The sequence below is a fragment of the Calditerricola yamamurae genome (assembly GCF_054654135.1).
The window spans coordinates 859,139-876,236 of sequence record NZ_BAAIFH010000006.1; the positions used below are offsets into that span (position 1 = coordinate 859,139).

The window sequence follows — 17,098 nt, forward strand, 5'->3', positions numbered from 1 at the left end:
GCTTCTCACCGCACCACCTGCCAGAGGCGTTCGGCGATGGCGGCGTAACCGGCGTCATTCGGATGAAAGCGGTCAACAGCCAGGTACTCGTCGAGGTGAAACCGGAACACGTCCACGAGCGGCACGACGGCCACGTTGGGAATATGGGCCGTCCGCGCGGCCACTTCGGCGTTCCACCGCTCGATCAGCGCCGTGATCGCCTCTCCCTCCGGCCAACGCGCATACGGATTGTACAGGCCGACGTAGACAATCGGGGCGCGGGGATTGATCGCCCGCAGCTCCGTCACAATCTGTACCACACGCACCAAAGTTTCGTCGAAAACGCGTTGGGCATGGGCCAGGTCAACCCCCGTCTCCTGGGCGGCCACGCGCAAATCATTGCCGCCGATGGACAACGTGATCAGGTCGGCCCGGGCGACCGTCTGGCGGAAGGCGGGTTCCGTCCGCAGACGGTTGAGAAGCTGGTCCGACCGGTATCCGTTGACGGCCAGGTTGTGGACGTACACGGGCTGCTTTCGCGCCTCGGCCACCTGCTGGCGCAACCGTCCGAGGTACCCGAGGCCTTCGGGATCCCCGGCCCCGCGCGTCAGGGAGTCCCCCAGCCCCACCAGGCGAATAGCTGTGTCGGAACCCGGCGAGATGGCCGACGAGGGGCGCTCGGGCGGAGCCGCCGGCGGATGCGCGGAAACCACATCGTACACGGCAAAGGCAAAGCCACCTGCCCAAACGAGGGTCAGCACCAGCGCAACCATCCCCAACGCGATGATCCCTGGACGATACACGGTTTCCCTCCTCCTGCAGCACGCAATCGGGTCATCGTCCTCATTTTCCCGTGTCCCCATTTTCCCGTAAAATTTTTCTCCTCGCAAACCGATATAAAGAGTAAGGCCTTCTTCGCAGGTACGACAGCGTCCGACCGCATCGGGATGCCTGCCCTTCCCAACATCACCAGCAACAAGGGGAGGAACAGACAGGAATGGATCGCACCACACTGCTCGGCATTGTCATTGGTATCACCTCGCTGGTCCTCGGTTTCGTGCTCGAGGGCGGTCACGTCAGTTCACTCTTTCAGCTGACCGCAGCGCTCATCGTCTTCGGCGGAACGATCGGGGCCGTCACGGTCAGCTTCCCCTGGTCCCAGCTCAAAAACATCCCGCGCGTGTTGAAAGAGGCCTTTACGGAACCCAAGCGGGATCTCCATCAACTCATCGAGGAGTTGGTGGAGCTGGCCACCGTGGCGCGGCGCGAAGGGCTGCTCGCGCTCGAGTCGCGCGCCATGGAACATCCCCACCCGTTTCTGCGCGAAGGGTTGATGATGGCCGTTGACGGCGTCGATCCGCAAGCGCTGAAGCAGATTCTCGAGCTCACCATCGACACGAAGGAAGAGGAAAAACTCCGCTATGTCCGCATTTTCGAGGCGGCCGGCGGGTTCGCCCCTACCATGGGCATCATCGGCACGGTGATGGGGCTTGTCCACGTCCTCAGCAACATCAACGACCCCAGCAACCTCGGCCCGGCAATCGCCATGGCGTTCATCGCCACGCTGTATGGCGTCTCCAGCGCCAACGTGCTGTATCTGCCCATCGCCAACAAACTCAAAGCCCGCCTGCAGGAAGAACGGCTGGAACTGGAAATGATGTTGGAAGGCATCCTCTCCCTGCAAGCCGGCGAACATCCGCAGCTCATCCAGACGAAGCTGGCGGCGTTCGTGCAAGGACACATCCCGTCCAAAGCAGAGACGGAGGAGAAGACCTATGCGGCGCAAGCGCAGAGCTCCCGAAGCGCATGAAAACCTCGAGCGCTGGCTGATCACGTATGCCGACCTCATCACTTTGCTCATGATCTTTTTCGTCGTGATGTACGCGCTGAGCAAGCTTGACCAAAACAAATATGCCGTGTTCGCCCAGTCCCTGCAGGCCGAATTCCAGAGGTCGGACGCGATCATGGAAGCCCCCTCGGCCTCCGCGTTTCTGCCAACCAGCCCGGTGGATGTTGCGCCGACTCCCCTAACGGGAGAAGGTCCCGATTCGATCCCGTCGGAGCGGAAACAGCGCCTGCTCCAGCGGGAACGGGAGCTGCAAGAGACCCAGGCGGAGCTCGAGAAAGCCATCCGTGCCCACGGCCTGGAAGGACAGGTTTCCGTCGCCAACACCCCGCGGGGCATCGTCCTGCGCCTCAACGACCTCGTGCTCTTCGAATTGGGAAAGGCCGATTTGCGTCCAGAAGCGCGTCCGCTGCTCGACGAGATGGCCCGGCTGTTCGCCCGGATCCGCGGCACCATCAGCGTGGAGGGCCACACGGACAACATCCCCATCGGCCCGCGCTCCCCTTTTCGTGACAACTGGGAACTGTCCACCGCCCGAGCCCTGTCTGTCGTCCGGTATTTCACAGAAACCAAAGGGTTAGACCCGCACAAATTTGTCGCCGTCGGGTACGGGGAATACCGTCCCCTCGTCCCCAACACATCCGACCACAACCGGCAAATGAACCGGCGCGTAGAAATCGTCATCCTCCGGTAACGAAAAGGCAAACGCGAACACACAACCCCGGGCCAAGCCCGGGGTTGTGCGTAGGGATGGACGGCGGCGTCTTCCGCCCGTTAACGTCGCTGTTCGAGGCGCCGCACGCGTTCCTCCAGCCGGTTGACACGTTGATTCAGCCGGTTGACCTCTCGTTCCAACCGTGTCACGCGGCGTTCGAGGCCGGGAAAACCGGGGAAAAAGGGCGGCTGCTGAACGGGAACGAAAGAATGGGCAGGGGGAATATACAGCATTTGGCCGGCCGACAGCGCATACGGGTCGAGCAGGCGGTTCGCTTCCAGAATCACCTCCACCGGCACTCCGTATTGCGCGGCAATCGCCCACAGGGTTTCACCGGGTTGCACAATATGCTCGATCACGTGTATTCCCTCCTTGGTCTGGGCGGTTCCACCGCCTTGTTCCCTTTTACTGTATGGCCTCGGCCGGTTCGTATTGATGGTTGTTTACCTAATTCAAGGAAAATGGTTGATCACCCACATCGGTTTCGCCCCGCGGAAAAGAAACAAAAGGCATAATCCCGGAGTGAACGAAAAATAAAAGAAGAGCGCGCGTTCTCGCCACGCGCGCCCCCCATTATTCGAAGGGTATGGAAACGGGAAAGCAATCCTGTAAGCCGGGTTCTGTTCCCCGAGTGGTTCAACGGCCTGCAAGCCTCCCACCCTTTGGGGCGGCAACCATCTATCTGGGCCGTCCATTGCTGAACGGCTCAAGCGGCCTACCCAGGGACCACGCGGGCCACGTGTGCCGCGCGGAATGCGCGGCTGTCCCTCTACTAGGCCTTGCTCCGGGTGGGGTTTACCAGGTCGACAGTCGCCAGTCGACCTCGTGAGCTCTTACCTCACGGTTCCACCCTTGCCTGTGCGACCGAAACCGGTCGCCATCGGCGGTCTGGTTTCTGTGGCACTATCCTTCGGCTCGCGCCGACTGGGTGTTACCCAGCACCCTGCCCTGTGGAGCCCGGACTTTCCTCCAGCGGGGGCTTGCGCCACTCCGCCAGCGGTTGCCCGGATTGCTTTCCCGATTTTCACAAGAACAAAAGCGCGGTCTTTCTCGTCACCGCGCCATGATTAGCTTACCATAAAGCAGGCCGTCGAACAAGAGGGGGGTTATGGAAGGGGTCACTCGATCACGTACACCCGAACATTTTTCTTCACGCCGAACGCAAGGGCTTCTCCCACGTCGTCCATGAACACGTCGATGCGGTTCCCTTTGATCGCGCTCCCCGTGTCCTGGGCAACGCGATACCCCAGGCCTTCGATGTACACCAGCGATCCCAGCGGAATCACCTGCGGATCGACGGCGATGGTTACCCCCTCAACCGCCCGTTCCCCGCTGGCCGTAATCCCGTACGCCGGATGGCCGGGACGTTTACCGGTCGACTCCGGTCCGGCGGTATAGGCCGTCAGCGTCATGGTGTACACTTTGGCCTTCTCGCCACCGGATCTCGACGGGGCAGGCAACGAAGCGGCCCAAACGGTATGCCGATCCCCTTTTTCCTCTAGCCGCGGCTGAGGCGTTACGCCACCTTCCGGGTTCGGGATACGCAGTTTCTGGCCAACACGGATCAAGGCGTCGGACGACAGGTGGTTGGCTGCCACAAGGGTCTCAACGGTCACGCCATACATCCGGGACAGCCGAAACACCGTCTCCCCCGGCTGCACAACGTGCACGACAGCCGCATCGGACGTTTGGGAACGCTCGCCTGTGGCCAGGCCGACCTCTTCCACGCATCCTCCCTCCACATAGGGAGCCGGCGCGCCATAGGCGACCGTTCCCAACACCAGCGCCATGCAGGGCGTTGCAACCAGAAGCAGCCGAAACACACGCATCTTGAACATGGTATGCATCACCTCTTCTGGGCTTTGTTACATACCATGTCCAATTTGTGCGAAAACTATACCGTTTTCTGTTCCTTCCGATCGCCCGTCTGTCCGAAAATGCCAAACGCCCCGGCGTCAACCGGGGCGTCGCGCAGAAGGCGTTGCCCGCTGTTCGGGTTCGGCCGAACCGTTCCCCCACGCCAACCATGCCTGCAGTACCGCCTCGGCGTGTTCGTGCAGACCGGGCCACCGGCCGCTTTCCTCTTCCCTCCCTTCAACCAGTCGCCCGGCAGCCGTACACGGCATGCGCATGCCTCCTCCTGTCCCTTCCGCCCTCGCCCCGCGGGCGGACGCGTTCCCATCCGGCATGACCCGCACGGCCAGACGCCGCGAGGTTGCATATTCGCCGTCCAGCGTCTCCTCCGGCGCATAGACGGGCGTCAGACAACAATCCACCCCGCGCGCGAAGGCCGCCCATTCATCCCGTGTGCGCGCGGCAAATAGTTCCGCCACGGCACGGTACACGGGATTGTCGGGATCGGCCGGGGCAAATTGGTGGGGCAGCCATTCCGGACGGCCATTCGCCTCGCAAAAGGCACGCCAAAATTTTTCTTCCAACGCGGCCAACGCGACGTGACGTCCATCGCGCGTCGCGTACACGTTGTAGCACACCGTGCCGCGCAAAAACCGCGCCAGCGCCTCGGAACCCCCGCTTTGCGCCAGCAGGATGGGCAATGCTGCCAGCCCCATCAGGTGGTCGGTCACGGCAATGTCCAGATGGGCCCCTTCCCCCGTGCGTTCACGGCGCACCAGGGCCGCCACAATGGCCTCCGCCGCCGCCATCCCACCAATCAGATCGGCCAGCGGCAGACCCGGCACCGACGGCGGCGCCCCCGGGCCGCCCAAGGCCGCCAGGAGGCCGCTTGCCGCCAGAAAATTCAGGTCATGACCCGGGCGATCCGCCCATTCACCAGATTGCCCGTACCCGGTGACCGAGCAATAGACCACGCCCGGATTGACAGCCCGGACGGCGGCATAATCAAGGCCCCATTCGGCCATCTTCCCGGGGAGGAAGCTTTCTACCACCACGTCGGCCGCAGCTGCCAGGCGCAGGGCCGTATCGCGATCCGCCTTCTTCCGCAAGTCGAGACAGATGCTCTTCTTCCCGAGGTGGCTAACCGCAAACAGCGCGCCCACTTCACCGACGCGAGGTCCGATGTGGCGCCCCGGGTCGCCGCCGGGCTGCTCCACCTTCACCACCTCCGCACCCATTTCGGCCAGGCGTCGCGTGGCAAAGGGCCCCGGCAGGTGACGGGAAAAATCGAGCACGCGAATGCCGCTCAGCAGCCCCTTCCGGGAAGGCCTCGTTTGCAATTGGACCGAATGTTCAGTCATTTCCATCCCCCTTGCACGCTGTAGTTGTGATTGCCTCTACCGCCATTATGGAGGCAATCGCCCGCGGAAACAAGCGAAGCTCCCGTTTTTCCAGTTTGTGCGCGATAAAAAAAGGAGTTCCCCGCCCGGAGAACTCCTTCCGCCGGCAGAGCGGCGCGCACCGGTGTTCCCGTTTTGCCGCGAGACCGGGAACGGCCCCGCCCTCACTGCACCGCCTTTCCACGGGCGCCCTGTAGGTGGTTGAGCAAATCCTGCACGAGGGTAACACCCTGCGACAGGGCCACGCCGCCTCCGAGGGCTGCGGCCACGGCAACGACCTCCTCGATCTCCTGACGCGTGGCCCCGTGCTGCACGGCCTGATCGGTGTGGTAAATCATGCAGTACTCGTCCTGCGTGCACAGGCTGATGGCCAGCCCCATCAGGTGCTTCGTCTTCTGATCGAGCGCACCCGGGGCAAAACAGGCGCCAGTAAAGGTGTGGTAGGCGTCCACGACCTCGGGCATCCGCTCGCGGAGGCTCCCCAGCCCCTCGCGATAGTCGCGGATCGCCGCTTCAAACGGATTCATGCACAAATCCCCCTTGTTCGTCTGGAAGATATGATGCTGCCCCCTTAGGTTGCCCCGCCGGATTGTTCCGTTTTCCCCTCTTCCAACAAGACGGTTCCGAATTGCTCGCGCAGGAGGTATTTCTGGATCTTGCCGGACGGCGTACGCGGAATGCGGTCGACGAACACCACTTTCTTCGGCTTCTTGTAGCTGGCCAGGTGTTCCTTGCAGTACGCGATGACATCGGTTTCGGTTAGCTGGGCACCCTCCGCTTTGACGACAACGGCACATACTGCCTCGAGGTACTTCGGGTCTTGCACGCCGATGACAGCCACATCTTTAATGGCCGGATGACGGATCAGCACGTCTTCGATTTCGGCAGGGTAGATGTTTTCCCCACCACTGCGGATCATGTCCTTCTTGCGTCCCGCAACGATGAGGTACCCGTCTTTGTCGATTTGGCCCAGATCGCCGGTACGGCACCAGCCGTCGAGAAACGTGGCCGCCGTGTCCTCGGGTTTCCGCCAATATCCTTGCGACACGGCAGGGCTCCGTACGCAAATCTCGCCCACTTCCCCTACCTCCGCCCTTCGCCCGTCGTCGTTGACAATGGCGATCTCCGTCAGTGGCATCGGCTTGCCGACCGTGTGCCCCTTGGTCACCGCGTCTTGCGGATCAAGGCACGCAGCGATGGGCGTCCCTTCGGTGAGACCGTAAATCTGCACCAGGCCGATGTGGGGGAACCGCTCGCGCAATCGCTCGATGGCCCATGGCATTACCGGGTCGCCGCCGGACAAGATGCGACGCAGGGACGTCAGCCGGAAGTCGTCAAGGCGAGGCGACCGGAGCAGGTCGTAGATCATGAAGGGGTAAAGCAGGCAGTCGGTCACGCCTTCCCGCTCGATGACATCCACCACGCGCTCGATGGAAAAGCCCCTGCTTTTTGTCATCACCACCGTACCGCCGGCAAGGAGGGTGGGGAGGGCGAGATCTTCCAAAGCTCCCACGTGGTAAAGCGGACCGGTAGTCATCGCCACCGTATCTGCATCTAGGCGCCATTTCATGACCTGCATGGCGCAAAACCACATCGTGTTCGCATGGGTCCATAATGCCCCTTTGGGTCGTCCGGTCGTCCCCGAGGTATACATGAGCATGACGGGATCGTTCGGGGAAATCGAAACGTTTTCCACCTCGCCAGGGTCTCCCGCCTCGAGAACGTCCCACGGCAGCGCCCAGGCGGGAACGGGATGACCATCATGGGGCAGGCCCACATACGTTATCACGGGAACGTCGGCGCGAATCGGCGCCAGCCGCTCAGCGAGGCTGGTGTGGAAGCAAAGCACCTTGGTGCCGGAGTCGCTCAGGGCGTACGCGAATTCCGGGCTCGAGAGGCGAAAGTTGAGCCGCACGGCGATCGCGCCCAGTTTCGCCGCGGCAAAGTACAGCCCCCAGTACTCGAGGCTATTGTAAAGCAAGATCCCCACGCGGTCTCCCTTGCCGATACCGAGTTGGCGAAGGGCATTGGCATACGCGTTCGAGCGCTGGTGCAACTCCGCATAGGTCCATGCTCGCTCGCGTTCCAGCTTGATGGCCCACTTGTGCGGATCCAGTGTCCCCCAGGGACTGCGAACGCGACGTGTCAGGTAACCGACGTCCACCACGATCCGTCCTCCTTTGGTTGGATTTTTCCTTGTAGCCGTTATCCATCGAGAATCCCGCGCAGTTCGACACTCGACTCTTCCGTCGCGCGATGGGTAACGAGCGACACAACGATGAAAACCGCGATGGAAACCGCCAGGGCGAAGGCGCCGTTCACCACGTCTTCCGGAAGCAGGTGTAGCCCATGCTTGGCCCCCACTTCCAAAACAAAATTCAAAACGAGGCTGATGACGATGCTGGCCACGGCTCCCTGTTTGGTTGCCTTCCGCCACACCAGACCGAGTACGACGGCAGGAACGATCGCCGCGGCAAACGTCCCCCAGCCAAAGACGCCAAGCAGTGCCACCAACGTGTCCATGTAAAACGAAAACAAGGTCGAGAGGACAAGCAACGCGGCAACGGCGACACGACTCCAGAGGAGCTCCCGTTTCACTTCCCGGCCGAAGGCCTTCGGCAGATCACGCACGAGGCTGGCCGCACTGAGGGTTACGAAGCTTGAGCCCGTTGACATGATGGCGGCGAGCAGCCCGGCAATTACCAATCCGGCAACGATCGGCGAAGTGTAACGCATGAGGAAAACGATCAAGGCATCGTCGGCCGACGGGAGAGCGGGAAGCGTTCCTTGGGCGGAAAGCGCTGCCGCGGCCAGGCCAATGCCGATAACGAGCAGTGTTGTGATCATGTACGCCAGGCTGGCCGTGAACGCTCCCCACTTGAGCTCCTTCGTGTCGCGGACCATCAAAAACTTGGTGATCAAATGCGGCTGACCGGCTGCGCCCAGGCTAAATAGGAAGAACCAGCAGGCGATCGTCAGCAATGGAAATGTACCGAAGGGGGAGACCAGAAGCGGATCTTTCTGCGCAAGGGTCTCAGTGATCGCCGCCATTCCTCCCCCTGCTTGGAGAGCCGCAAAAAAGACGAGCACCGACACCACAATCATCAAAACCCCTTGAAAGAGATCGGTATACACCCCGGCAATCATCCCGCCGCCTACGCAATAAAAGGCGAGAATGACCAGACCGATGATTGCTCCAACCTCCGGAGACACGCCGAAGATCGTGTTCATCACCACGCCCATGGCCTGTACCTGTGTGCCGAGGTAGCCGATGACGCCCAGGGCGACAGCCGATGCGATCCATCCGCGCGCCGCCTTGCTGTGGTAGCGCCGTTCCACGATATCCCCCAGTGTATAAACATCCCCGCGGCCGCCCAGCGCCCAGATGCGGCGGCCCACGAGGTACCACGTCAAGGCAAAACCAAGGGGTGCAGCCACCATCACACCGGCGACAAAACCCACCCCCCCTTGAATGTCAGCGCCGTGCCGCCAATGAGGCCAAAACCGCTTTGCACCGATGAGAAGGCGGCGATGGCCATGACAAACATCCCCAAGTCGCGACCGGCAATGTAAAAATCGCGGCTCGACTTCGTTCGTTTCGTCGCCCATGCGCCGATCAGGATGCAGATCAGCAAGTACACCGTGCCGACGAGAAAAATCGTTATCTCCATCCGGTTCCCCCCGCATTGCTCCAAAAGAATGGCGAGGTGTTGTCAATCGTCTTTGCATATGTCGGACATCTCCGCCGCCCGGCTGGCGTGGTCAAACGTCCACGCATAGAGCAAGGTAAGGACGAGGGCAAGAGGCCAGATGCCCAGCAAATACAAGGCGGTGCTTGGCACGAGGCCAAAAACGGTGCCGCTCCCGCCGGTCGGCTCCTTCACCGTCAACACATCGAGGACGACAAAGAGCGCCAGATACAGCACCGGCACCGCCACCGGCAGGGCGATGAGGTGCTTCCACCGGCAGATCGCCTTGACCAACCCGACAGCCAGGCAGAGGCCGATCACGACGAGGTAGGGGTACAGCACCGCCCGCCACGATCCCGTAAGCATGCCGATGAGCATCACAACCATGAGGACAAGGAGCGCAACATCGCTCGGTCGGCCGCACGCACCAGCACATCCCTCCCATCCCGTCATCCGCTTTGCCATTTGGCCGTCCGTAGCCTTGTGTAGGTTCATGTATTCGCCGTGTGACAAAAATAGACCAGCTTCGAGCTCGGAAAGAAAGGACAAGGCGCTCTGCCGCCCGGCAGATATCGAAAAAAAACGTCCTCACCCGTGCAGGTGAGGACGTGCTCGCCTTATCGGTTGGCGACAGATTCGTCAAGCCGCCGCAGGAACTCCCTCATGAACCCGGGAAGGTCGGGCCAAGCGTGGGCCGACACCAAGTTGCCGTCGACATGGAGCGGCTCGGTCACGTAGGACGCGCCCAGGGCCTCGACGTCCGGGCGGCAAGCCGTGTACGCCGTCAGTTTCCGGCCGGCCAAATGTTCCTTGAGCCGCGCAAAGATCAGCGCAGCATGGCAAATGGCCCCGATCGGCTTGTTGGCCTCAAAGAAGTGGCCCACGATGCGCGGCACGTGTTCATTCAGCCGGATGTATTCCGGCGCCCGGCCGCCGGGCAGGATCAGGCCGTCGTACTGCTCCGGCTTGACATCGGCAAAGGCGATATCGGCTTCCAGGCGATACGCTTGTTTTTCCGTAAAGGTCTCCCACTCAGGCTCGAAGTCATGCACAACCGTGCGCAGGGTTTTCTTGGTCGGCGCCGCCACATGAACCTCGTGTCCCGCTTCCTTCAGGCGGTACAACGGGTAAAAAACTTCCAGCGCCTCAACGGCGTCACCGGTGAGAATCAAGACCTTGGCCATGAACCATCCCCTCCTCCGACACAATTCGACGGTGGATGACCAGCCAGACGGTCACACACCCGTCGCGGACTCCATTATATCATTGTAAAAAAACGGACGGTACATCTTCAACCGCGAAACGTGCTCGAACGGTATCGCGTCGCCGGATCGCATCTGCTAGGCACCCACGAGCCGCTCCAACTCATCGACAAGGCCGGCAAACACGGCCAAGGCCTTCTCGATAGGCTCGGGACGCGTCATATCAACACCGGCGCGCTGCAAAAGGGCAATGGGCGTGTCGGACGAACCCGCCTTGAGAAACGCGAGGTAGCGCGGCACAGCCTCCTTCGGCCGCTCCAGGATCCCCTGCGCCAGGGCGATGGCCGCCGCATAGCCGGTGGCGTACTGGTACACGTAGAAGGGCGAGTAGAAGTGGGGAATGCGCGCCCACTCGTAGGCGATCTGCGGATCCACCGTCACCGCCGGGCCGTGGTATTCCTCATTGAGCTTCCGGTACCGGGCGCAGAGCGTCTCGGCCGTCAGCGGCTGGCCGCCCTCTACCTGCTCGTGGGCCCATTTTTCGAATTCCGCGAACATTGTCTGGCGAAACACCGTCGTGCGGAACTGTTCCAGCTGGTGGTGAAGAAGGGCCAGGCGCTCGGTGGGATCCGTGGTCCGTTCCAGCAGGTAGCGAACCAACAGGATCTCGTTCACCGTGGACGCCACTTCGGCGACAAAGATGCGGTAGTGGGCATACACGTAGGGCTGGTGTGTCCACGAGTAGTGGCTGTGGAGAGCGTGACCCATCTCGTGGGCCAGCGTGAACACGTCGTGCAGCGTTCCCTGGTAATTCAAAAGGATGTAGGGGTGCGTGCCATAGGCGCCCCAAGAATAGGCCCCGGAACGCTTGCCGCGGTTTTCGTAAACATCAATCCACCGCGAGGCAAAGGCTTCTTTCAGCACCCGCACGTAGTCGTTCCCCAGCACCGCCAGCGCCCGCGTCACCAGCTCGGCCGCCTTCTCGTATGGCACGGTCCGCTCCAGGCGCGCCAGGGGGACGTACAGGTCATACATGTGGAGCTCATCAAGGCCAAGGGCCTTCTTGCGCAGCGCCAGGTAGCGGTGGAGAAGCGGCAGGTGGCGGCGCACGGTGTCGATGAGCTGCGTGTAGACGGCCACCGGAATGCGATTCGGCGTGAGCGCGGCCTCGAGGGCGGAGCGGTAGTTACGGGCGCGGGCGAAAAAGACATCCTTCTTGACGCTGGCCGCAAACAAGGCGGCAAAGGTGTGGATCTTGCTCTCGTAGACCCGGTAGAGGGCGGTAAAGGCTTCCCGGCGCACACGCCGGTCGGCGCTTTCCAGAAAGGTGAGGTAGCGCCCCTTTGTCAGCTCCACCTCGTCGCCGCGTTCATCGCGAATGGTCGGAAAGCGCAGATCCGCGTCGGACAGCATGCCGTACACCGTACGTGGCGCGTCGGCCAGCTCGCCGGCCTCGGCCAGGAGCCGCTCCACCTCCGCCGAACGCACGTGGGGTTTGAGCACGAGCAGGTTTTCCAGCGCCGTCTGGTAAAGGGCCAGGCCTTCCACTTCCTCGAGCCACGTCCGCAGCCGTTCTTCAGGGATGCTCAGGATCTCCGGTTCGAGAAACGAAAGGGCCGCCTCTGCCTGCACGAGAAGCGTGGTCGCCCGGTCACTCAAGGCCTGGTGCTCGGCCCGCGTGGCGTCTTCGTCGCGGCGCATGCGCGCGTAGGCATACAGCCGCTCCACCCGCACTTCCAGCTCGTCGCGCAGCCTGAGCGCCTCGAGGAGACGCTGCCCCGACTGGCCCAGCGTCCCGCTGTAGGCGGCGATTTGGTCGATGAGCGCCTGCGCTTCCCGAAACACGCGCTCCCACTCTTCCCGGCTGGCAAACAGGTCTTCCAGCCGCCACTTGTACCGTTCGGGAATCTCTTCCCGTTTGGGTAGTGTTTTGGACTTGGCCGCCTCCTTGGCCATGAACGGTCCCCCCCTTGACCATGCGTCGCCACCGCCGCCGTTCACACAAACTGGAACGGCTCGGTGGATACCTCCGAGGCAATCACCTCGGTGTCATAACCCGCGCGCCGGAGCTGCTCGGCAAGGTACGCGCGCAAGGCGTCCTTCATGATGCGCTCCACGTTGTGTCCCGGGTCGATGAGGGAAAGACCCAGGGCCAGCGCATCATGGGCCGTGTGGTAGTAGACATCACCGGTAATGAGCACGTCGGCGCCGCGCCGGGCCGCCTTCGCCACAAATTTATTCCCGTCGCCGCCCAAAACGGCCACCGTTTCCACTTGGCGGTCGAGGTCGCCGACAACGCGCACGGCGGGCACATCAAAGACCGCCTTCACCTTCTCCGCCAGGGCACGCAGGGAAAGGGGCTTGGGCAGCTTGCCGATACGGCCCAGTCCATAGACGCGTCCGGCGTTTTCCACCGGGTAGACGTCGAACGCCACTTCCTCATAGGGATGGGCTTTCAGCATGGCTTGGATGACGCGTTTGAGAAGCGGCTCGGGCACAATCGTCTCTAGGCGAATCTCCTCAACCGTCTCCAGCTTCCCCGGCTGCCCGATGAAGGGGTTGGCCCCCTCCCGCGGAAGAAACGTGCCCGTCCCTTCCACGTTGAACGTGCAGTGGCTGTAGTTGCCGATCCATCCCGCCCCGGCGTCGGCCATGGCATCGAGCACTTGACGGTGGTGGGTTTTGGGCACGAACACCACGATCTTCTTCAGCTTCTCCTCATGGAGCGGGTCGAGCACCTCCGTCTCCACAAGCCCCAGTCGCTCGGCCATGAGGTCGTTGATTCCGCCGGGAGCGACGTCGAGGTTGGTGTGGGCCACGTACACGGCGATGTCGTGCTGGAGCAGCTTCGCCAAGAGCCGCCCCTGGGGCAGATCGGTGCGCAAGGAGGAAAGTGGGCGGAAAATCGGCGCGTGGTGGGCGATGATCAGGTCCACACCCTTGGCGATGGCCTCGTCGACAACCGGCTCCAGCACGTCGAGGGCGATCATCACCCGTTTCACGTCCTTGTCCAGCGTCCCCACCTGCAGCCCGATGCGATCGTCCGGCACGGCCAGGTGCTTGGGCGCAAACGCCTCGAGGTATTGGACCACGGTTTGTCCGTGGCAGACGGCCATCGGCATCGCCTCCTTCGTGTAGACTCGCGTCTGCACATTTCCCCTTCCCCCTGCATAGGGTAACGGTACCTGCACCGAACCCTATCCTCGGGGAGGGACAACCATGGCGCAGCCCCTGAAAACGGAATACCTGATGTTCTGCCCCTCCTGCGACGAGTACACGCTGCTTCATGATTTCGATCCCAAAGCTGGGCGCTTCCGCGGGGAGTATTCCCTCCTCCACAACGCCTTCACCGAAAGCACCGAGCTTTTGTGCCGTTTCCTGCTTGCCCATACCGGACACCTGGTGCGCCTGCTGCCCAACCGCACCAACGATTACGGCCGCATCCTCCGCACCGGCCGACGCTTTGCCGAAGCCGACATTGACAAGTACGTGGAAGCGGCCCTGGCGCAGAAGCAAGCCGCGGAGCAAGAAAAACGTGGCGACCAGAACCTGGGGAAGCTACAGCTGGCCATCCTCATCCAGTACCTGGAGCAGGAACAGGAACAGGTCCGCCGCACACCGGCGCGCACGGCGGGCGAGCATCAGGTGTTGTTGGGGCAGGAGCTCGGCTTGCGCCGATCGATCGAAATCGCGCGCCAGCTGGTTACCCATTTTGAACGGATATACGGCCCCTAGTCCATCGGGTACCCTTCCGGTTCAGGGGAGGGCATCCCGCCCGGGCGGGGCCGCTTCTTTTTGCTGCAGGAGGGCCATCCAACGGTCGAGGGCCGACCGCTGCCGCTCCAGTTCGGCCCGCTTGGCCACCGCTGCCGCGCTTTCCGCTCGCGCCAACTGCGCGCAGATGCGGGCCAGATGGTCCCGCTCCGCCTCCCACTTGCGCAAGAGAAGCGGCGCGGCTTTGCGCCACAGGTGCGGGCCGACTTCGAGGAGCTCCTCCTCGGGCAGCTCCCCATCCCGGTATGGTGCACGGCCGTCGCCCGGTTCGGCCACCAACACCTCATAGAGCCGGCCGTCCTCTTCAAGGAGCTCCTCGTCCACCAGGCAGAAACCGTGATCGCGGAGCCACCGCCGTACCCTAGCCGCATCGGTGTTGGGCTGCAGCACGAGGCGCGTCACCCCGCGCAGGCGATCGGGGTGGGCGGACAGGATGCGCTCGATGAGCATTCCGCCCATGCCGGCCAGGACGATGACGTCGGCCTCGTCCGGCAACAGCACGGACAAGCCGTCACCCAACCGCACGTCAATGCGCCCCTCCAGGCCGTGGCGCGCCACTTGCGCGCGGGCCGCCTCCCAGGGGCCGCGGTGCACGTCGGTAGCCACAACCTTTGTCGCGCGTCCCGTCTGCACCAGATACACCGGGAGCAGCGCATGATCGGTGCCGATGTCGGCCACTCTGCTCCCGGCGGGCACAAAGCGAGCAAGGGTCTGGAGGCGTTTCGAGAGGGTAACGGCGGCCATGACCATCCTCCTTTTTCCTGTTCCGCTCCCATTATAGCATGTCGGGTTCCAGACCGCAGCGCGGAAGCGGGGCGCGAAAAAAGCGCCCCGCTGCCAAGGCGGGACGCCAGCCTCCCCACGGAACACCCCGGTGGCGCGCGAATCTGGCCCCTTCGCGTTCACGCCGTCTCGATGTCGCTTGCCGCCTCCAGGCCCAATTCGCGAATGGCCATCTCGCGCAGTTTGTACTTTTGCACCTTTCCTGACGCGGTCATCGGGTACTCGTTGACAAACTTGATGTATTTGGGGATCTTGTAATGGGCGATCTTCCCCTCGCAGTAGGCACGCACCTCGTCCTCCGTCATCGTCTCCCCCGGCTTGAGGCGAATGAAGGCCATCACCTGCTCGCCGTAGACGGGATCCGGCACCCCCACCACCTGAACGTCCAGAATTTTCGGGTTTGTGTAGAGAAACTCCTCGATCTCCCGCGGATAGATGTTTTCCCCACCGCGGATGATCATGTCCTTCAGCCGACCGGTGATGTTGACGTAGCCCTCCTCGTCCATCACAGCGATGTCGCCCGTGTGCAGCCACCCCTCGGCGTCGATGGCCTGGGCCGTCTGCTCCGGCATCTTGTAATAACCTTTCATGACGTGGTACCCCCGCGTGCACAGCTCCCCGGGCACGCCCGGTGGCAGCGTCTGGCCCGTCTGCGGGTCGACGATCTTCACTTCGGTGTGCGGCAGCGGCCGCCCGACGGTGGTAACGCGCCGCTCCAGCGGATCGTCAACCGACGTTTGGGTGATGACCGGCGAAGACTCGGTCTGCCCGTAGGCGATGGTGATCTCCCGACAGCCCATTCGCTCGACCACCTGGCGCATGATCTCGATCGGGCACGGCGACCCGGCCATGATGCCCGTGCGCAGTGACGACAAATCGTAGCGATCAAAGTCGGGATGGGCCAGCTCGGCAATGAACATCGTCGGGACACCGTAGAGGGCCGTGCAGCGCTCTTTTTCCACCGCCTCCAGCACCTTCTGCGCGTCGAAGGTGATGAGCGGCACCATCGTCGCCCCGACGGAAACGCAGCCCAGCGTACCCATGACACAGCCGAAACAGTGGAAGAAGGGCACGGGAATGCACAGCCGATCCTCGTGGGTCAGGCGCATCTGAGCAACGACGAGGCGCCCGTTGTTGACGATATTGACGTGGGTGAGCATCACGCCCTTGGGAAATCCCGTCGTCCCCGACGTGTACTGCATGTTGATCACGTCATCGGGGTCGAGCTGGGCGGCGCGCGCCTCAAGCTCCACGTCGGAAACGTCCGCGCCGAGGGCCACCACGTCCGACCAGTGCAGGTAACCGGGGCGACGTGGCTCGTCAAGGAGCACCACATGGCGCAGTTTGGGCAGGCGCCGGCACCGGACGGCACCGCCGGCAACTCCCTCCGGTGGCTGTGCGTCCGCGGCCAGCTCGGGGCACAGCTCTTCCAGCATGGCCACGTAGTTGCTACGCTTAAAGCCGTTGGTCAAAAAGAGAGCCACGCTGTCCGACTGTTCAAGCAAATACCCCAGTTCGGACGTGCGGTAGTTGGTGTTCACCGTGACCAGCACGGCGCCGATGGTGGCCGAAGCAAACTGCAGGATCACCCACTCGGGAACGTTTGGCGCCCAGACGGCGATATGCTCGCCCTTTTGGATTCCCAACCGCAAAAGCCCCTTGGCCGCCTCGCGCACACGCTCGCGAAACTGGCGGTAGGTCAGGCGCAACCCCAGCTCCGGATAAACGAGCGCTTCGCGGTCGGCGAACCGCTCCGCCGTCTCGTCGAGCAATTGGCCGATGGTCTTGTGCACCAACTCCGTCATCTTTCGAACCTCCTCCTCTACGCGTGAAGGTCCCGCCCACACCGCCCCGTG

17 protein-coding genes and 1 other RNA gene are annotated in these 17,098 nt (G+C 62.6%); 3 read left to right on the plus strand and 15 right to left on the minus strand.

Annotation, left to right across the window (positions count from 1 at the left end):
* Window positions 1–5: 5 nt before the first annotated feature.
* Window positions 6–782: a GDSL-type esterase/lipase family protein gene (locus tag ACYQ0Z_RS10615; RefSeq protein ID WP_459867818.1), complete on the minus strand. Its 777-nt coding sequence runs from the start codon at window positions 780–782 to the stop codon at window positions 6–8.
* A gap of 194 nt (window positions 783–976) precedes the next feature.
* On the opposite strand from ACYQ0Z_RS10615, the gene ACYQ0Z_RS10620 reads away from it, so the two are divergent.
* Together ACYQ0Z_RS10620 and ACYQ0Z_RS10625 are read left to right on the plus strand one after the other, a co-directional pair.
* Window positions 977–1,789 (plus strand): flagellar motor protein, encoded by an 813-nt coding sequence (locus tag ACYQ0Z_RS10620; protein WP_459867821.1) that lies wholly within the window; start codon window positions 977–979, stop codon window positions 1,787–1,789.
* Window positions 1,755–2,519 carry a flagellar motor protein MotB gene (locus ACYQ0Z_RS10625; RefSeq protein ID WP_459867824.1) on the plus strand — a complete coding sequence of 255 codons (765 nt, stop codon included), beginning with the start codon at window positions 1,755–1,757 and terminating at the stop codon, window positions 2,517–2,519. Before ACYQ0Z_RS10620 ends, ACYQ0Z_RS10625 begins: the two co-directional genes overlap by 35 nt.
* An 80-nt stretch (window positions 2,520–2,599) precedes the next feature.
* On the opposite strand, the gene ACYQ0Z_RS10630 is transcribed toward ACYQ0Z_RS10625, so the two are convergent.
* From ACYQ0Z_RS10630 to ACYQ0Z_RS10685, 12 genes are all read right to left on the minus strand, one after another.
* The gene (locus ACYQ0Z_RS10630) at window positions 2,600–2,899 is read right to left on the minus strand and encodes a LysM peptidoglycan-binding domain-containing protein (protein ID WP_459867827.1); all 300 of its coding nucleotides are present in this window, start codon (window positions 2,897–2,899) and stop codon (window positions 2,600–2,602) included.
* Window positions 2,900–3,133: 234 nt separating this feature from the next.
* An RNA gene (gene rnpB / locus ACYQ0Z_RS10635) (RNase P RNA component class A) lies at window positions 3,134–3,556 on the minus strand.
* 102 nt (window positions 3,557–3,658) lie between these two features.
* Entirely contained in the window at window positions 3,659–4,378 is a 720-nt protein-coding gene (locus ACYQ0Z_RS10640) for a 3D domain-containing protein (protein ID WP_459867830.1), read from the minus strand.
* A 117-nt stretch (window positions 4,379–4,495) separates the two neighbouring features.
* Window positions 4,496–5,755: a CaiB/BaiF CoA transferase family protein gene (locus ACYQ0Z_RS10645; RefSeq protein ID WP_459867833.1), complete on the minus strand. Its 1,260-nt coding sequence runs from the start codon at window positions 5,753–5,755 to the stop codon at window positions 4,496–4,498.
* A 203-nt stretch (window positions 5,756–5,958) separates the two neighbouring features.
* A complete protein-coding gene (locus ACYQ0Z_RS10650) occupies window positions 5,959–6,321 on the minus strand; it encodes a carboxymuconolactone decarboxylase family protein (protein WP_459867836.1) in 363 nt (120 codons plus the stop codon).
* Window positions 6,322–6,365: 44 nt separating this feature from the next.
* Window positions 6,366–7,961, minus strand: a complete 1,596-nt coding sequence (locus tag ACYQ0Z_RS10655) for an acyl-CoA synthetase (protein ID WP_459867839.1) — start codon at window positions 7,959–7,961, stop codon at window positions 6,366–6,368.
* A gap of 38 nt (window positions 7,962–7,999) precedes the next feature.
* Window positions 8,000–9,256, minus strand: coding sequence for a sodium:solute symporter family transporter (locus tag ACYQ0Z_RS10660; RefSeq protein ID WP_459867842.1), 1,257 nt, complete (start codon window positions 9,254–9,256; stop codon window positions 8,000–8,002).
* Entirely contained in the window at window positions 9,235–9,465 is a 231-nt protein-coding gene (locus ACYQ0Z_RS10665; protein WP_459867845.1) for a hypothetical protein, read from the minus strand. The genes ACYQ0Z_RS10660 and ACYQ0Z_RS10665 overlap by 22 nt, the downstream gene beginning before the upstream one ends.
* Window positions 9,466–9,507: 42 nt before the next feature.
* Window positions 9,508–9,936, minus strand: coding sequence for a hypothetical protein (locus ACYQ0Z_RS10670; RefSeq protein WP_459867848.1), 429 nt, complete (start codon window positions 9,934–9,936; stop codon window positions 9,508–9,510).
* A 164-nt stretch (window positions 9,937–10,100) separates the two neighbouring features.
* Window positions 10,101–10,667, minus strand: coding sequence for a DJ-1/PfpI family protein (locus tag ACYQ0Z_RS10675; protein WP_459867851.1), 567 nt, complete (start codon window positions 10,665–10,667; stop codon window positions 10,101–10,103).
* A gap of 156 nt (window positions 10,668–10,823) precedes the next feature.
* Window positions 10,824–12,641 (minus strand): oligoendopeptidase F, encoded by a 1,818-nt coding sequence (gene pepF / locus ACYQ0Z_RS10680; protein ID WP_459867854.1) that lies wholly within the window; start codon window positions 12,639–12,641, stop codon window positions 10,824–10,826.
* Window positions 12,642–12,682: 41 nt separating this feature from the next.
* On the minus strand, window positions 12,683–13,801 hold the full coding sequence (locus ACYQ0Z_RS10685; protein WP_459868917.1) for a Nif3-like dinuclear metal center hexameric protein: 1,119 nt from the start codon (window positions 13,799–13,801) through the stop codon (window positions 12,683–12,685).
* A 103-nt stretch (window positions 13,802–13,904) separates the two neighbouring features.
* On the opposite strand from ACYQ0Z_RS10685, the gene ACYQ0Z_RS10690 reads away from it, so the two are divergent.
* On the plus strand, window positions 13,905–14,420 hold the full coding sequence (locus ACYQ0Z_RS10690) for a hypothetical protein (protein ID WP_459867857.1): 516 nt from the start codon (window positions 13,905–13,907) through the stop codon (window positions 14,418–14,420).
* A 21-nt stretch (window positions 14,421–14,441) separates the two neighbouring features.
* Here the strand turns inward: ACYQ0Z_RS10690 and ACYQ0Z_RS10695 are convergent, their stop codons facing one another.
* Together ACYQ0Z_RS10695 and ACYQ0Z_RS10700 are read right to left on the minus strand one after the other, a co-directional pair.
* Window positions 14,442–15,203, minus strand: coding sequence for a tRNA (adenine(22)-N(1))-methyltransferase (locus tag ACYQ0Z_RS10695; RefSeq protein ID WP_459867860.1), 762 nt, complete (start codon window positions 15,201–15,203; stop codon window positions 14,442–14,444).
* Window positions 15,204–15,361: 158 nt separating this feature from the next.
* Complete coding sequence (locus ACYQ0Z_RS10700; RefSeq protein WP_459867863.1) at window positions 15,362–17,047, minus strand: AMP-binding protein; 1,686 nt, start codon at window positions 17,045–17,047, stop codon at window positions 15,362–15,364.
* Between the last annotated feature and the right edge of the window lie 51 nt (window positions 17,048–17,098).

Excerpts from the sequence above, each read along its gene's own strand:
- pepF (WP_459867854.1), bottom strand. The coding sequence starts at position 12,641 with ATGGCCAAGGAGGCGGCCAAGTCCAAAACACTACCCAAACGGGAAGAG.
- ACYQ0Z_RS10645 (WP_459867833.1), bottom strand. The coding sequence starts at position 5,755 with ATGACTGAACATTCGGTCCAATTGCAAACGAGGCCTTCCCGGAAGGGG.
- ACYQ0Z_RS10640 (WP_459867830.1), bottom strand. The coding sequence starts at position 4,378 with ATGTTCAAGATGCGTGTGTTTCGGCTGCTTCTGGTTGCAACGCCCTGC.
- ACYQ0Z_RS10695 (WP_459867860.1), bottom strand. The coding sequence starts at position 15,203 with ATGGCCGCCGTTACCCTCTCGAAACGCCTCCAGACCCTTGCTCGCTTT.
- ACYQ0Z_RS10620 (WP_459867821.1), top strand. The coding sequence starts at position 977 with ATGGATCGCACCACACTGCTCGGCATTGTCATTGGTATCACCTCGCTG.
- ACYQ0Z_RS10670 (WP_459867848.1), bottom strand. The coding sequence starts at position 9,936 with ATGACGGGATGGGAGGGATGTGCTGGTGCGTGCGGCCGACCGAGCGAT.
- ACYQ0Z_RS10625 (WP_459867824.1), top strand. The coding sequence starts at position 1,755 with ATGCGGCGCAAGCGCAGAGCTCCCGAAGCGCATGAAAACCTCGAGCGC.
- ACYQ0Z_RS10700 (WP_459867863.1), bottom strand. The coding sequence starts at position 17,047 with ATGACGGAGTTGGTGCACAAGACCATCGGCCAATTGCTCGACGAGACG.
- ACYQ0Z_RS10690 (WP_459867857.1), top strand. The coding sequence starts at position 13,905 with ATGGCGCAGCCCCTGAAAACGGAATACCTGATGTTCTGCCCCTCCTGC.
- ACYQ0Z_RS10650 (WP_459867836.1), bottom strand. The coding sequence starts at position 6,321 with ATGAATCCGTTTGAAGCGGCGATCCGCGACTATCGCGAGGGGCTGGGG.
- ACYQ0Z_RS10675 (WP_459867851.1), bottom strand. The coding sequence starts at position 10,667 with ATGGCCAAGGTCTTGATTCTCACCGGTGACGCCGTTGAGGCGCTGGAA.
- ACYQ0Z_RS10665 (WP_459867845.1), bottom strand. The coding sequence starts at position 9,465 with ATGGAGATAACGATTTTTCTCGTCGGCACGGTGTACTTGCTGATCTGC.
- ACYQ0Z_RS10685 (WP_459868917.1), bottom strand. The coding sequence starts at position 13,801 with ATGGCCGTCTGCCACGGACAAACCGTGGTCCAATACCTCGAGGCGTTT.